This window comes from Pollutibacter soli, from assembly GCA_029269725.1.
Classification (GTDB): domain Bacteria; phylum Bacteroidota; class Bacteroidia; order Chitinophagales; family Chitinophagaceae; genus Pollutibacter; species Pollutibacter soli.
This window is the reverse complement of sequence record JARJHS010000008.1, coordinates 234,120-248,387: the sequence shown is the minus strand read 5'-3', so window position 1 is coordinate 248,387 and position 14,268 is coordinate 234,120. Positions and strand designations below refer to the sequence as shown.

At 42.5% G+C, this 14,268-nt stretch carries 13 protein-coding genes and 2 tRNA genes; 8 read left to right on the top strand and 7 right to left on the bottom strand.

Annotation, left to right across the window (positions count from 1 at the left end; all coding sequences use genetic code 11):
• Window positions 1-561 precede the first annotated feature (561 nt).
• The gene (locus tag P2W82_RS19145) at window positions 562-1,713 is read right to left on the bottom strand and encodes a sensor histidine kinase (protein ID WP_336517541.1); all 1,152 of its coding nucleotides are present in this window, start codon (window positions 1,711-1,713) and stop codon (window positions 562-564) included.
• Window positions 1,714-1,874: 161 nt separating this feature from the next.
• On the opposite strand from P2W82_RS19145, the gene P2W82_RS19140 reads away from it, so the two are divergent.
• From P2W82_RS19140 to P2W82_RS19120, 5 genes are all read left to right on the top strand, one after another.
• The gene (locus P2W82_RS19140; RefSeq protein ID WP_336517540.1) at window positions 1,875-2,927 is read left to right on the top strand and encodes a glycosyltransferase family 2 protein; all 1,053 of its coding nucleotides are present in this window, start codon (window positions 1,875-1,877) and stop codon (window positions 2,925-2,927) included.
• A gap of 58 nt (window positions 2,928-2,985) precedes the next feature.
• Window positions 2,986-3,195: a hypothetical protein gene (locus P2W82_RS19135; protein WP_336517539.1), complete on the top strand. Its 210-nt coding sequence runs from the start codon at window positions 2,986-2,988 to the stop codon at window positions 3,193-3,195.
• A 124-nt stretch (window positions 3,196-3,319) separates the two neighbouring features.
• Window positions 3,320-3,392: transfer RNA gene (locus P2W82_RS19130), tRNA-Gly, on the top strand.
• 101 nt (window positions 3,393-3,493) lie between these two features.
• Window positions 3,494-3,580: transfer RNA gene (locus tag P2W82_RS19125), tRNA-Leu, on the top strand.
• A 319-nt stretch (window positions 3,581-3,899) separates the two neighbouring features.
• Window positions 3,900-4,751, top strand: a complete 852-nt coding sequence (locus P2W82_RS19120) for a hypothetical protein (RefSeq protein WP_336517538.1) — start codon at window positions 3,900-3,902, stop codon at window positions 4,749-4,751.
• Between the two features lie 210 nt (window positions 4,752-4,961).
• Here P2W82_RS19120 and P2W82_RS19115 read toward each other — a convergent pair whose 3' ends face one another.
• Complete coding sequence (locus tag P2W82_RS19115; RefSeq protein ID WP_336517537.1) at window positions 4,962-5,738, bottom strand: PI-PLC domain-containing protein; 777 nt, start codon at window positions 5,736-5,738, stop codon at window positions 4,962-4,964.
• Between the two features lie 232 nt (window positions 5,739-5,970).
• On the opposite strand from P2W82_RS19115, the gene P2W82_RS19110 reads away from it, so the two are divergent.
• Window positions 5,971-6,393, top strand: coding sequence for a hypothetical protein (locus P2W82_RS19110; protein ID WP_336517536.1), 423 nt, complete (start codon window positions 5,971-5,973; stop codon window positions 6,391-6,393).
• 516 nt (window positions 6,394-6,909) lie between these two features.
• The gene (locus tag P2W82_RS19105) at window positions 6,910-7,383 is read left to right on the top strand and encodes a hypothetical protein (RefSeq protein WP_336517535.1); all 474 of its coding nucleotides are present in this window, start codon (window positions 6,910-6,912) and stop codon (window positions 7,381-7,383) included.
• 457 nt (window positions 7,384-7,840) lie between these two features.
• Here the strand turns inward: P2W82_RS19105 and P2W82_RS19100 are convergent, their stop codons facing one another.
• Window positions 7,841-8,305 carry a hypothetical protein gene (locus P2W82_RS19100; RefSeq protein WP_336517534.1) on the bottom strand — a complete coding sequence of 155 codons (465 nt, stop codon included), beginning with the start codon at window positions 8,303-8,305 and terminating at the stop codon, window positions 7,841-7,843.
• Window positions 8,306-8,507: 202 nt separating this feature from the next.
• On the opposite strand from P2W82_RS19100, the gene P2W82_RS19095 reads away from it, so the two are divergent.
• The gene (locus P2W82_RS19095; protein WP_336517533.1) at window positions 8,508-9,071 is read left to right on the top strand and encodes a nuclear transport factor 2 family protein; all 564 of its coding nucleotides are present in this window, start codon (window positions 8,508-8,510) and stop codon (window positions 9,069-9,071) included.
• 276 nt (window positions 9,072-9,347) lie between these two features.
• On the opposite strand, the gene P2W82_RS19090 is transcribed toward P2W82_RS19095, so the two are convergent.
• Genes P2W82_RS19090 through P2W82_RS19075 form a run of 4 tightly spaced genes read right to left on the bottom strand, consistent with a single transcriptional unit; the run spans window position 9,348 to window position 13,844 of the window.
• Complete coding sequence (locus P2W82_RS19090; RefSeq protein WP_336517532.1) at window positions 9,348-11,066, bottom strand: sodium:solute symporter family protein; 1,719 nt, start codon at window positions 11,064-11,066, stop codon at window positions 9,348-9,350.
• On the bottom strand, window positions 11,063-11,185 hold the full coding sequence (locus tag P2W82_RS19085; protein ID WP_336517531.1) for a hypothetical protein: 123 nt from the start codon (window positions 11,183-11,185) through the stop codon (window positions 11,063-11,065). The genes P2W82_RS19090 and P2W82_RS19085 overlap by 4 nt, the downstream gene beginning before the upstream one ends.
• A 6-nt stretch (window positions 11,186-11,191) precedes the next feature.
• Window positions 11,192-11,344: a glycine zipper domain-containing protein gene (locus P2W82_RS19080; RefSeq protein ID WP_336517530.1), complete on the bottom strand. Its 153-nt coding sequence runs from the start codon at window positions 11,342-11,344 to the stop codon at window positions 11,192-11,194.
• The gene (locus P2W82_RS19075; RefSeq protein ID WP_336517529.1) at window positions 11,331-13,844 is read right to left on the bottom strand and encodes a PIG-L family deacetylase; all 2,514 of its coding nucleotides are present in this window, start codon (window positions 13,842-13,844) and stop codon (window positions 11,331-11,333) included. Before P2W82_RS19075 ends, P2W82_RS19080 begins: the two co-directional genes overlap by 14 nt.
• Window positions 13,845-14,268: the final 424 nt, after the last annotated feature.

The window sequence follows — 14,268 nt, the reverse complement described above, 5'->3', positions numbered from 1 at the left end:
AATCGCCTGCGGCGAGTTGAACAGCCGGAACGCAAAGGACGCGGAGAAATACACGCAGAGATACGCGGGAGCAATACACGCGGAGTTTCGGAGAAAAACAATATCGTGGATTGAGCAATTGAGATTCGCATTAACTAATAAATAAGAGCAATAAATAATTATCAGAAATTCTAAAAGCACTCTAATATAAAACTTCCTCCGCGCTTCTCTGCGGGCTGTTTCTCTGCGAACTCCGCGTTCTGCATGTAAAACTCGCCGTAGGCGATTCTACTTCGGCTCATGTAATCGCCTGCGGCGAGTTGAACAGCCGGAACGCAAAGGACGCGGAGAAATACACGCAGAGATACGCGGGAGCAATACACGCGGAGTTTCGGAGAAAAAAATATCGTGTATTGAGCAATTGAGATTCGCGTTAACTAATAAATAACAGCAATAAATAATTGTCAGAAATTCTAAAAGCACTCTAATATAAAAACTTCCTCCGCGCTTCTCTGCGGGCTGTTTCTCTGCGAACTCCGCGTTCTGCATGTAAAACTCGCCGTAGGCGATTCTTTCCCCGCTTCATCTTCTCAATACTATCCTGAACGTCGTTCCCTTTCCTGGCTCCGAATGTTTCACAAACAATTCTCCCTTATGATATTGATTGATGATCCTTTTCGACAACGTCAATCCTAATCCCCACCCACGTTTCTTTGTTGTGAATCCCGGATTAAAAACACGTGCAATATTTGCTGCAGAAATACCTTTTCCTGTGTCCGTAATATCAATATAAACCTGGCTTCCCGATGGCTGTATATGCAATGAGATCATCCCTTTCCCATCCATGGCATCGAGTGCATTTTTTAAAATATTCTCTACCACCCATTCAAACAACGGAGCAGATATCTGTACCGGTAACTCTTTGACATTACCTGATTCAATTTTAAAAATTACTTTTTCCGGAGATCTCTTTTTGACATAATCCACCACATTCTGAAGCACATGTATGAGATCATGTGTTTCAAGATGCGGTGTACTTCCGATTTTGCTGAAACGATCAGATACCAGTTTCAATCTGCCTATATCTTTTTCCATTTCACCAATCATGCGTCTATCGGGAGGACTTTCTTTCATCATCTCCACCCAACCTTCTAATGCAGATAAAGGCGTCCCCAGCTGGTGAGCTGTTTCTTTTGCCATGCCCGCCCAAAGCTGGTTCTGTGTCGCACGATGTTGTGTACTCAATGCCAGTAAAGTCACGATGATAAACAATGTTACAATCACCAGCTGTACAATCGGATAATACCGGATCTGTTTCAGCAGAATGGATTCGCCATAATAGTACTGGTTGTACTGCGTACGATCATTGTTGAGATAGGTAATGATGGGCGGGTTACGACGTTTGTATTCACGCATCAATGATTTCAATACCGCCGGATTTTCCTGCACTTCTGAAGAATCGATATTGTGATAATTGGTGATGCTATCGGCCTCGTTTGTTTCAATTACCGGAATAGTATTCTGACCAGCCATGATCAGTGTAGCAAACAGGATATCCTGTTCCGCAGTCGCCTTTGCAATGAATTGCTGGGCCTCGGCCCAAGCTTCTACTTTTTCCCGCTCCTGAATCGCAATCTGGCCGGATAAATACCGGGAATAGAATATCGTTGCGATTACAATGATCATTGCAATTCCTGCCAGTAAACTTCGCCAGTTTAATAGTTGTCGCCACATGTGTTATAATCGTGTAATCGAACCCGCTTTTAGTCCTGCATTCAATGTAAAACGAAAAATGCCGGGGAAATTTCATTTTTGCGAAATATCCGGAGGATAAATGAGTTAAATGTCGTCGATTCCTCTGAAAAAATGGGGTTGAATAGGTTCAAATTATATTTTTGACAAATAATCCCGAAGGTTTGCAATCATATCCGAAGGTAGCTGTAGTGATACTGAACTGGAACGGCAGAAAACACCTGGAACATTTCCTACCCTTTCTCCAGCAATCTACCTATCCCAACATGTCATTAATTGTTGCGGATAACGGATCGACTGATGATTCCGTCAGCTTTCTTGAAATGAATTATCCGGACATTGAAATTCTGCGCAGCCCGGTTAATGAAGGATATGCCAAAGGATACAATACTGCATTACAAAAAGTGTCTGCTGAATATTGTGTGTTGCTGAACTCCGATGTGGAAGTGACTCCGGGATGGATAGAACCCGTGATTGAACTGATGGAATCGGACAAATTCATTGCCGCTTGTCAGCCTAAAATTCTAATGTGGGCAGAGAGAAATCGTTTTGAGTATGCAGGCGCTGCAGGGGGATATATCGATCGTTATGGTTATCCTTTTTGTCGCGGTCGCATATTTGATTATTGCGAGCATGATAATGGTCAGTACAATGACAATGTTGAAATTTTCTGGGCCAGTGGCTGCGCTTTTTTCGTAAGGACGAGGGTCTTTCATGAGATGGGCGGTTTTGATCCTTTTTTCTTTGCCCACCAGGAAGAGATCGATCTCTGCTGGCGCATGCAATTGTCGAATTACAAAATTTTCGTTTGTCCGAAATCGTTGGTGTATCATGTAGGCGGCGGGACACTTCCGAAAGGAAATACGCTGAAGGTTTATCTGAATTTCAGGAACAACCTCATCATGTTGTATAAAAACTATTACCGCGGGGAAAGGCTCTGGAAAATACCTTACAGATTATTGCTTGATCTGGTGAGTGCATTGAAGAATGTTTTCATTGGCCAGGAGACCTATGTTCGTGCAGTGATCAAGGCGCATTGGGGGTTTTTTGGCTGGTGGTTAAGGCACAGGAAACAAGGGCTGTTCCCCAAAAAGAAAATGCATAAACCCGATACTATTTATCCCGGTAATATTGTGTGGAAGCATTTTATCCAGGGTAAAAAAACCTACAGCGAGATGAATGCATCTAAAAAATAAAATCACGCTAGGGATATTACATTTCAACCCTTATTTTTGCACAGCAATCAAAACTATTATGGATCATCACGTACAGGCAGATAAACCGGAAAGAACTGACTTTGCGAGAAACTGGGTATCATCATCCCGTTTTCTTTTTCATGTACAGATTTTCACATTTACAGCTATGCTGATGGGTGGCTGCTACGGCCTGTACTCCATGCGCTATAAAGGCAAACCCAATGTAGAAGTACCGGAGAGCAGCCTTTATACTCCCAAATACAAATAAGTCGTAAAAATTTTTTCATTCGGCTGGTTTTGCTATTTTTGCCGTCCGTTTTGAAGAACAAGTACTGCCTTCAGTAAAACGTTGGCAAAATCCTCTGCCTGACCAAGGTCTCGGCAGATAAAACGCGGAAGTAGCTCAGCTGGTAGAGCATCACCTTGCCAAGGTGAGGGTCGCGGGTTCGAATCTCGTCTTCCGCTCAAGTTCCGCCTACGTTTGTAACAAAGGCGGATTTTTTTTCCGCCTGCGATTATCACAGGCGGTTTTTTTTGAATATTTGCCGAGAGCAGATCAATCACCAGCCCTGGTGGTGGAATTGGTAGACACGCAGGACTTAAAATCCTGTTCGCCGAAAAAGCGAGTGCGGGTTCAAGTCCCGCCCGGGGCACGTAGAAAATTCGGGAGGAAAAACTGGTAGCCCTCCGAATTCCGGAGTTTTCAGCTTGTCTGCCGGCAGGCTGGTTGCCGGTTGTCAGAACAGAGTCTGTGAGTTTGGCTAAAAATTTTAAATGACGCGATCTCTCGCGTCATTTTTATTTCAACAAGGATTTGCCTTGGATTTTTATTTCGAAAGAAATCCTTATCAATTTATCCCAAGCCTCATTTTCATTTACCTTTTCTGACGCCTTTTTTAACTATTGAGTACCGTGATAATACGGTTCAGCAGACTGGAAAATTTTTTAACTTAAAGGAGCCAACCTATCCTTATGTCCAGTCAAACCCAACCGGAGAGCCGGTTTAGTAATTTTTCAAACGCCGTAGTCAGGTTTTGCCTGATTGTAATTATAATTTTCCTTGTCAGATCATGCCGTTGCGGAAGCGAAATGAATGAATCGACAGCAGCTGTAGATTCCGCTGCTACCGCTGTTGATTCAATTGTTACCGCTGTTGATTCAGTGGCTGTAGCTGTGGATACCACAGGCCATGCCTCTCCTGACACGGTAAAAAAGCCATACGGAAATAAACCCCAGGGAGTGCCGATAAAGAAGCCATCGGATACTTCTCAAAATCCAACAACTCCGTCTGAAGATGATTTTAAGAATTTAACACGCGGAAATATTGCACATAATATTCCACGGCAAATGGAAGTTGATGAATGGTATGATGCGAAAGTTTCTGTTTCAAAAGGTGTTGATACAATGATTGTGATGAGTGTGATGCCAAAAAAGGGCACCATCCTGAGTACAGTTTTAGTCGGGAAAAGTGTAAGTATTAAATTGATAGACCCTACCGGGGAAAACTTTACCATCAGAGATCTGAATACCGAAAAACAGCAGGTTGATGATCTGACAGGAACTACCTGGGAATATAAGATCAAACCATTACAGCCCGGCGAAAAACAACAACTTAAATTAATTGCAAAAACGACTATCGGTGATTCAGAAAGAGATTTTACAATTTATGACACTACCATTGATGTTGAGACTACACTAACAAAATCAGTTTGGAAATTTACATCCAGCAATTGGGCTTTTATCACTTTCGCTATCACTGTCATTTTAATACCAACTATAACTATGTTGCGGAAAAGGCGAAGGAAAAACAAACCGGATTATTAATGATCAATAATAAAATTTCAACTTCCTGAATTCCTGTCGATTTACAATTCCAACTGGTAATTTTTTGTAGGCTTCATTCACCCAAAAATTTGAAATGTGAAAATAAATCAGTTAGCTATTCACTTCTTTCTCAACTTCTCACTGGCTGTTTCTTTTGCCCCGCCGGCAGGCAGGCTATTGCCTACTTACTTTTGCCCCGTCTCCGACTGCCTACGGTATCCCCAAAATATACTCCGCCGCCTCATCCACCTTATCCGTATTGATCAGGTCAACTCCCAGTTTCATAAATAAATCCCAGGTCGCCTTATTATCCGGTGTGTACCACAAACGCACCAATTTATTCCGCGCATGTTCATTTTCTACGAGTTTCTGAAGCGCAGCCATTTGCTCTTTGTCAACAGGTCCTGATCCGATCCAATCGCTGAAGTTGTGAAAATTTTCACTCATCAGCGCAATTCTGCCCAATGCACTGTCAGGATAATTTTTTCCTGCAACTCCATCGAAATAAATAAAATCAGGAAAGAGTTTCCACTCGTTCAACGCCGGACGATTGCCTGATATGGCAATTTTCAGAACGGGAGATGTGATCAGTTCCGGAAAATTCTTTAATAATTGCACCAGTGAATCAATTGCAGGTCTTGCAGCCGATTTAACATCGATCAATAAAATCAGATTGTGTGTATTTCCGGCGAAAAGATATTTCCCGTTTTTGCGAATCATCTTCTGCAATGGACGAAGGTACAATCGTTCAAGGGTGCGACTGGCCCGCAGCTCATTCAATTCATGAGCCACTAATAATTTACCATCGTGCAGGAAGATATCAGCCTCAATACTGCCTATCCCATTTTTGAATGCATTATAAAACGGATCCGGTCTGTCGTAATCGTTATGCGAATGCAGATTCGCAGGTGAATACTTTTGGCTTTGCGCAAACGAAACGATAGCGGAAGATGTGAGAAAAAAAACAATTGTCATAAATCTTCTCATATCTTTTTAATATTTCTTTAGCTGGAATGATTTTTTATCTGTCTTTCTGGCTTATCAATTGTCTCTGTAATACCACTTAATTTAAGAAAGAATCTGTATTTTTTAAGTATTCATAAAATGTAAATCCCTATGGATTAACCCTTGTGCATATCCCGAGTTCCATGGGATCACTACATTTGTAAGGTATACAACAAAAAGGATTTCAGAATTTTGAAAAGACTAAATGCGGGTTATGAAACGATTTCTTTTTTCATTGATTTTCTTTTGCGCTATTAACTCACACGCCCAAACAAGTCCGGCAACTGGTCCGCATGCTGCAGAAATTACAGTAAAGCAACAAAGCATTGCGAAATTGAAAAGCGAACTTTCTGGTCTGCAGCAACAACTTAACGATGCATTGGCAGCAACGAGCGCTGCAGAAAAGAAATCAAGACTGGCGGCCGATGATTATGGTGACGCATCAAAAAAATTGAAGAAAAACGCGGGCAGCAAAAAAAATTCCAAACGCGCACATAATGCAGCAGATGATGCGAAGAAAGCTTCCAAAGAAGTAAAAAAAGCGCGAAACCAGGAAGAAAAAATAAAGAAATCGATTAAGAAAAAAAAGAAAGCGATCAGCAAGGAGGAGAAGAGGCTGGCGAAGTTGATGAAGTAGTGTTGGTTGTTCGTTGTTCGTTGTTCGTTGTTCGTTGTTCGTTTTTCGTTTTTCGTTTTTCGTTTTTCGTTAACAGCCGGTTGCATTGGTTGTCGGCTTGCCTGCCGATAGGCAGGTTGTTAGTTGTTAAAAAAGGTGGAGTGCCCTTGGTAAATAGGATAAAGTAACAGCTTAATGATAGTTTCTCCAGAGATTAATTCGATGAACAGCAAGTTGCCGGTTGTCAGGACAGGTGGGTTATGCTGATTAATTGCATCAGTAATAAGAAATCAAATTCTCCCCTAATAACAGCCAGACCGGCGGCTGTTTGCTCCATCGGAGCATCCCGTTTGTAGCAACACAATTTTTCAAGGCAGCCCGATTTACCGCTCCGTCAGGAGCGTCCTGTAAAGCAATACCGCTAACGCGTTATCTACATAAAAACAAACCCGCAATACCGTAGAACAACGAAAAACGAAAAACGAACAACGCCTAACGGGCTGGCAGGCCTTTTGAATACATGATCAAAAACGGAATATGAAGCGCCTTTTGATTTGCATGCTGACAGTATTCATCTCGGGTTTCAGTTTCTCACAAACGGCTAACAGTGATTCTGTCACCGCTCACACGATCAGTTTTACAGCAAGTGAAGCGGTTGTGCAGAAACAACAAAGCATTGAAAAGAAAAAGCTGGAGCTCGCAGGGCTGGAAAAGCAACTGAACGATCAGGCGACGGAAACAAAAGCAGCTGTTGCAAAATCTAACGAAGCCGTTGCTGACAACGCCAGTGCCGCACGAGCGCTGCAGAAAAATGCGCCTGAAAAAAAATACAGCAAGCGTGCATATAAGGCTGCCAGAGAAGCAAGGAAAAGTTCAAAGCGGGCACGTATTGCTTTAAAAGAAGAAAAAAGTCTTGAGAAAAAAATCCGCCTGATGAAAAAATCGATACAGAAAGAAGAAAAACAACTGGAGAAACTTTTATCTGAAACAAGGCAGGAAGGGGCTCGTTGATCGTTTTTCGTTTTTCGTTGACAGCAGGCTTGCATTAGTTGTCGGTTCTGGATTATAAGAACATGAGTAGCCAGCCAGATGAATTGCTTCGGGCAAGTGCTCATTAATATTTTCTCCCGAGATCAATTCACTCCTGTATAGCTGGTTCTCAGTTGTAAGAAGAGGTGGAATTAATCTGCTGAATAGCATCAGGTAACAGTTGGAATTTTATAGTGAAATCAAATCAATTCCAAAACAAAGGCTTTTTGCTCCTTGTTTGTAGCAAAACATTTTTAAAGTACCCCAATTTACCGCTCTGTAAGGAGCGTCCTGTGAAGCGACAACATCAGCTCTCCAGCCATAAAAAGTAAACTGGCAGTTCCAACGAACAACGAAAAACGAACAACGATGAACGATGAACGGGCTGTTCAAACCTGCCGGCAGGCAGGCTATGAACTACGAACAATGACCTATGAACTTATTTAACCTTCACATACGTCTCCAGGATCACCTGATCAATTCCCAATGAATCAATTTTTTCAACTCCTGATTGAAAAAGTGTATCGCCTTTGATTTCCACCGTGAAATGAAAATCATGATTTTCCCAGTTGCGATCGTTGAAAAATGCCAGGTGCTCGGAATATTTATTCCCTTCAAGCTTATAGGTACCACCTCCGGCAGCATAGACCGCATCGGGTTGTTTACCCCCGGAAAGATCGTGACGCAGGAAAGCAAAATGGGTTTTGTTGAGGATTTTGATCATCTCCTGGCCCTTGGTATAATCTGTGTAAGTCGTGTCTTTGATTGTACTGACTTTTCCCGATACCAGGCGCCAGGTGCCTTCGATGGGTAATGAAGAAGAATTGTTAATCTCGGTTTTTACCTCGGTATTGCAGGAACAAATAATCAGAAAAAACAATACGATACCCATGAGCCTGATCATATAGCAGTTGATTTTTTGTGAAAATAGGTATTGGCTTGATTATAATCAAAGACAGAATATCCGTTTCACCGTAAATCATTTCTTGCAATAAAAGATATTTGTACATTCATTAGCTGTCGGTCCTGACAACCCCCATACCCCCTGTTACTTCGCTTTTACTCCTGCTCATCACTGCTATTATTTAAAAGTTTAAAACCTTTGTATGAAAAAAATCCTTTTCTGCGCTTGTAGTGCACTCATCTTCCTTGCATGTAATTCTGATAAAGGGAAAGAAGTTCCCACCGCGGCGGCCCCAGCAGAAGCGGCTCCGGCTACAACAAAAACACTTCCCACTGAAATTGGCGACGATAAATATGTTGCCATAGGAAAAAGTGGATTGGACAATCTCAGCTCGGGTAATATTGATGCCTGGACGAACATGTTCGCTGATAATGCCAGGTATTACTGGAATGGCGGCGACAGCCTGATCGGCAAACAGGCAATCGCGACCTACTGGAAAAAGAGAAGAATGGATGCCATTGATTCAATTACATTCAACACGCCCATCTTCCTTTCGGTAAAAGTTAATGAACAACAACAACCCCAGCATACAAAAGGTAATTGGTTGCTGAGTTGGTATAGAGTCGAAGCGAAATATAAAGCCAGCGGCAAAAAAATGACACAATGGGTTCATACCGATATGCATTTTGATGCTTCTGATAAAGTTGACCAGGTAGTTCAATATATTGACAGGACACTTGTAGCTGCTGCTGAAAAAAAGAAATAGACACCGCCTGGGAAAAAAATTTTCAGGACTGCTTCAAAACAATTGAAGCAGTTTTTTTTGGCGAAAAATCGCCAGATTTCCACCACGCCTGTTACGCGCGATTAAGAAATTATCCTTCCATTCAACTGATGAAATCCACTGATATGGAAAGGAATAAAACATTTGCTGAGGAGAAAAATCACTTGTTTTTTCCGGGTTTGATGTCAAACTTCGTGAAATCCGCCAGGTATCCGATACTTGCAAGTATCGGATACCTGGTCGTTTTCGCCACAAAAGTTAAATTTGCTTTACTCCCTGCTTAGAACTGGCGAAAATCGTAACCTGTAAAATCCAGGCGAGGAACACTACAGCCACAGCGCCGATTACATTGAGCCATAACCAACCAATATCAGTGAATGCATAAGTTCCGATGACGATAATCTCTCCAACAATTGCTGCAACAAACACCGCGTTCCCTCCTATTTTTTTCATGTAGAAGGCCACCAGAAAAATACCAAGCATCACCCCATAAAACCAGGAGCCGAGCACATTCACTGCTTCAATGAGGCTACCGAGACCAGTAACAAAAATGGCGACTGCAACACAGAATACTCCCCAAAGCAGTGTGTACCATCGTGATACCCTGAAATCCTGTTCGTCGGTTAAATTTTTATTGATGAACTTTTTATGAAAATCGACAACGGTAGCAGATGCCAGTGAATTCAGTGCAGCTGCAATACTTCCCCAGGCCGCAAGAAAAATTATTGCAATCAACAAACCCACAAGGCCTGCAGGCAAATGGTCAAGCACAAAACGGATAAATATATAATTGGTATCGTTTGATTCCGATTTGGAAACATTCTTTTCCACCAACTGCTTAACTTCTTCCCGCAGACTATTTTGCTTTTCCTGTATATCCAGCATCTGATCCGTTACACGATCTGATTCGGCAGAACCATTGGGTTGCTGAACGAAGTCGGCAACAAGTTTTTGTTTTTCCTTTGAGAGTGATGAGTAGCTGTCCTCAAGCAGCTTCAATGAATCAGCCTTGTCTGACTCACGCAATTGTGAAAGCGGAATATCATTAAAAAAAACAGGAGCGCTATTAAATTGATAAAATGTAAAAACAAGAACTCCGATTAATAATATCAGGAACTGCATCGGCACTTTAACGATCCCGTTCATCAGCAGGCCCATCCTGCTTTCGCGAACGGATTTTGCGGTAAGATACCTGCCTACCTGGCTCTGATCAGTACCGAAATAAGCTAGGGAGAGAAAAAAGCCGCCAATAACACCGCTAAAAATATTGAATCGATCTGTCCAGTCAAATCCTTTTTCACTGATGCCGGTGGTAATCACATTGAATTTGCCCATTTTACCGCCGATTAGCAAGGCATCTGTAAAACCGACATTGGCAGGTAAAAAGTGAACGACCATGTATCCGGCAATGATCAACCCGATAAACACGATGATCAGTTGCAATTGCTGAGTATACGCTACTGCGCGCGCGCCGCCAGTTACGGTATAAATGATCAGCATACCTCCCATGACAATATTCGTGAGATAAATATTCCAGCCCAGCAGAGAGGAAAGTATTATAGCGGGCGCATAAACACTGATACCTGTTGAAAGGGCGCGTGATAATAAAAACAAAAACGATGTGTACGTTCTTGTTTTTACATCGAATCTTTTTTCAAGGAATTCGTAAGCAGTATAGAGTTTGAGTTTATGAAAGATGGGAACAAACGTGATGCACAATACTACCATCGCGAATGGCAGACCGAAATAATACTGCACAAAGCGCATTCCATCAGTATATGCCTGGCCGGGAGCCGAAAGAAAAGTTACAGCACTGGCCTGCGTTCCCATGATGCTCAACAGCACAATCCACCAGGGCATCTCCCGGTTGCTGAGAAAATAGCCTTCGAGGTTTCGGCTACTCCTGCTTTTGTAAACACCATAAATGATGATCCCGCCAAGCGTCAGGATCAATACGGCCCAGTCAATCGTGCTCATGAAAACAGTTTAGTCAATTGCGCAAACAATATGATCTGCAACAATAACAGCCCGATCACCAATGCATACCAACCTTTCCAGGTTTTAAACAATGGTGGCTTTTCGTCTGTTTCCGGCATAAAATATTATTTACTCATACGGCTTAACAGGAATGCGACAATGATACCGATCAGCAATCCAATGGCCAGCTTCTTGAAAATAATGGTTGCCAATACGCCGATCGCCAGACCTGCAACCAATCCAACACCTGATCTGTGACTTGTATTATTTTGTGCCATCTATGCTGCTGTTTGGATTTGAAACAAGATTGGCAAAAAGTCGATAGGCACCCGGAACACCAGCAGGCAACTGTCGGAAAAATGCAAGTCCTGTATATATAAATCTTCCCTTTCCGTATTTGGCTGCAATAAGACTTCCCTTTTGAAGAGCTTTATCGACGGGATCTTTCATAGATAAAACCGTTCTGAAATTGGTTTCTGTTTTTTCTGCAAAGTAAATTCCCCGTTCCTGTATCCAGCCTTCGAAATCAGAAGCTGTTATTTTATTGGGGCGATTCAGTAATTCATCGTTCGGTATTTCGAAATTAACAACTGCATTTTCATCGGTTACGCGGTTACGTGACACTTCAAAAGGAAATGGACTCATCTTTGCCTGGAAGGGGCCCGCGAAACTGTTGGTATTGTACTGTACCACCAGGTTGCCGCCTTCTTTTACATATTGCATCAGATCATCATAGTGAGCGCTAAGCCAGTCATGAACATTATATGCGCGAATGCCTGTTACAATGGCATCATACTTTTTTAACACCACAGGATCCATATCCTGTTCGGTAAGGTAACTTACGGTGAAACCCAATTCGCCCAATGCCTCCGGAACCCTGTCTCCAGCCCCTTTGATATAACCTACACGCTTACCCGCAATTTTAACAGGCAGATTCAATATGGTCACTCCATCCTGGTAGAAATACCTGATCGGGGGAATATGGTTATAATTGATTGTCGCCATGGCCAGGTATCCGCCTTTTTCTGCTCCGTTAAATTTGTAAAGGAAGCTCGCCATTAATCTGTCTTTTTCATTACCATTCATAAACTTGTTGCTCACCGAAACCTGTTTGGTACGGGTACTATTTTTTCTCAAACGCACTAAACTATCTGGTAAACGCTGATCAGTAGTGCCGTATCGATACATCCAACCGTTGTCTGTTGAAGTAAGATCGGTATAGGATGTAATGCTGAGATTCAGAGAACGTGTCGTAATCTGACCTTTGTGAAATAACATCACCGGGGGACTTGTATTCAGGCTGACCGGATTAGTTACTGTGAGTGGTTCGAAGAGTTCGCCTCTTACCGGATCAGTATGCTTATACTGAACAGGAATTGAGAATATATGCCTGGTACCTTCAATTATCAACTCAGCGGTAACATTATAAGATGCGGGACTTTCGGGAAGACCAATTAATTGCTGATCCTTCACGGTATAGGATCCTTTTTCCATTTCATTCACCAGCCAGTATGGCTGACTGATGGGTTTATTCAGCGCTACAGCGATTTTTTCGCTGGTAGTATAATTTCGGTTAGGCGCCAGCGTAGTATCGGTTGCTTTCTGAAATGATTCCAGCTGCAAAAACTTCAATTGCATTTTTGCAGATGACCGGTTGATGAGATTGATTTTCACTCCCAATGAATCACCGATTACTGCCAGGGGCGATGAAACTACTGCTTCCATGTACAAACCGGAAGCCATAGCAATCAGTTTCTGTACTTCTGCCAGCTTCACTTTGCGCCAGTAACTTTCCGGAAGTGCAGAAATGGATTTATATAATTCAGCAAGCGGTAACACAGAAAGATCAGGCCGGTCCAAAGAATAATTTTCGATAATCGAATCAATTTTTGTTTCAATCACTTTGCCACCTTCTACCCTGCTCCAGTCGGTTGGAATATCAGTAAAGGGATCTTTCAATTGCACATCGCCAGCCAGGTTCTTGAGAAACTCAAACTCCTCACCGCGTGAAGATTCATCGCCAAAACCCTGGCTCTTATGCTGGCTGCGGCTTTGTGATGAAATTTCTCCGAAACTTTTTCCCAGCATATTCTGGTAAACGCCGACGTCGATCTTTAGCTGATCATTGGCAGTTGTATTAAACGCACCAAAATTGTATGTGTTCCAGAAAATATGTTTTGGCTGCCACGGTTCCACGCCATATTGAAACTGTTCAGGAAATTTCGTTTTGTCGCCAGCAGCGTCAAATGCCTCACGCGCAAGCACACTCGAAGCGGAGTGCTGACCATGGCCGGCCCTTTCATCCGGCGGGAAGCGCGTAATAATGATATCAGGTCTGAAGTTTCGAATCACCCAAACAACGTCAGAAAGGATTTTATCCTTCCCCCAGATGGTTAATGCTTCATCTGTTGATTTTGAAAAACCAAAATCATAGGCGCGACTAAAAAACTGCTGGGCTCCATCAATTCGCCTGGCTGATAATAACTCCTGGGTACGCAACAAACCGAGTTCGATTCCCTGTTCATCACCGATCAGGTTCTGGCCGCCGTCCCCACGGGTAAGAGAGAGATAACCTGTGCGATAATTTTTTCCTTTCGAGAAATATGCCAGGAGTTGGGTGTTCTCATCATCAGGGTGAGCAGCGATGTACAGAACCGTGCCAAGTACCTTTAATTTTTTAAGTGCAAGTCCGATCTCGCTGCTGCTCCATTGCTGAGGAGCCTGGGCTTTTGCAAGCGTGGAAGCAGAGATCAGTAAAATGAGTAAAAGTTTCTTCATGCGTATTAAACATCTGCCATTATCCAAACTGCAAATCCGGATAATGGCAGTAATATGTAAGGCTTAAAAGTATTACAAATGAATCTCTAAAGAAAATGATCAGGGGCTTTTTGTTTTTTTTAACTTTTTTATATAGGCAGCGGGCAGCAGGTGTTGCTTGCCCGGATGCTTTTTTCGTTAAATTTCACAGGCAACAGGCAGCAGATATTCTACAGTGACCATATTTTTAATTCTTCCTTTTTCAGCTTCTGGCTCCCGTTTCAGACCATTCTTCCTGTATTCTGTATCCCTTATTCTGTTTTCCTGCCAAGACAAGGCATACCTTGTCTCTACGAATAACCTAACGGATGATAGTTGCTGTCAACTCTGATTATTCCGGTTTTCCGTTTTCCGTTTTCAATTTTCGCCTTCTCTTCCGGTATTC

Coding starts and splice junctions, on each gene's coding strand:
- P2W82_RS19075 (WP_336517529.1), bottom strand. CDS start 13,844: ATGAAGAAACTTTTACTCATTTTACTGATCTCTGCTTCCACGCTTGCA.
- P2W82_RS19115 (WP_336517537.1), bottom strand. CDS start 5,738: ATGAGAAGATTTATGACAATTGTTTTTTTTCTCACATCTTCCGCTATC.
- P2W82_RS19100 (WP_336517534.1), bottom strand. CDS start 8,305: ATGATCAGGCTCATGGGTATCGTATTGTTTTTTCTGATTATTTGTTCC.
- P2W82_RS19120 (WP_336517538.1), top strand. CDS start 3,900: ATGTCCAGTCAAACCCAACCGGAGAGCCGGTTTAGTAATTTTTCAAAC.
- P2W82_RS19085 (WP_336517531.1), bottom strand. CDS start 11,185: ATGCCGGAAACAGACGAAAAGCCACCATTGTTTAAAACCTGGAAAGGT.
- P2W82_RS19080 (WP_336517530.1), bottom strand. CDS start 11,344: ATGGCACAAAATAATACAAGTCACAGATCAGGTGTTGGATTGGTTGCA.
- P2W82_RS19105 (WP_336517535.1), top strand. CDS start 6,910: ATGAAGCGCCTTTTGATTTGCATGCTGACAGTATTCATCTCGGGTTTC.
- P2W82_RS19095 (WP_336517533.1), top strand. CDS start 8,508: ATGAAAAAAATCCTTTTCTGCGCTTGTAGTGCACTCATCTTCCTTGCA.
- P2W82_RS19090 (WP_336517532.1), bottom strand. CDS start 11,066: ATGAGCACGATTGACTGGGCCGTATTGATCCTGACGCTTGGCGGGATC.
- P2W82_RS19145 (WP_336517541.1), bottom strand. CDS start 1,713: ATGTGGCGACAACTATTAAACTGGCGAAGTTTACTGGCAGGAATTGCA.
- P2W82_RS19110 (WP_336517536.1), top strand. CDS start 5,971: ATGAAACGATTTCTTTTTTCATTGATTTTCTTTTGCGCTATTAACTCA.
- P2W82_RS19135 (WP_336517539.1), top strand. CDS start 2,986: ATGGATCATCACGTACAGGCAGATAAACCGGAAAGAACTGACTTTGCG.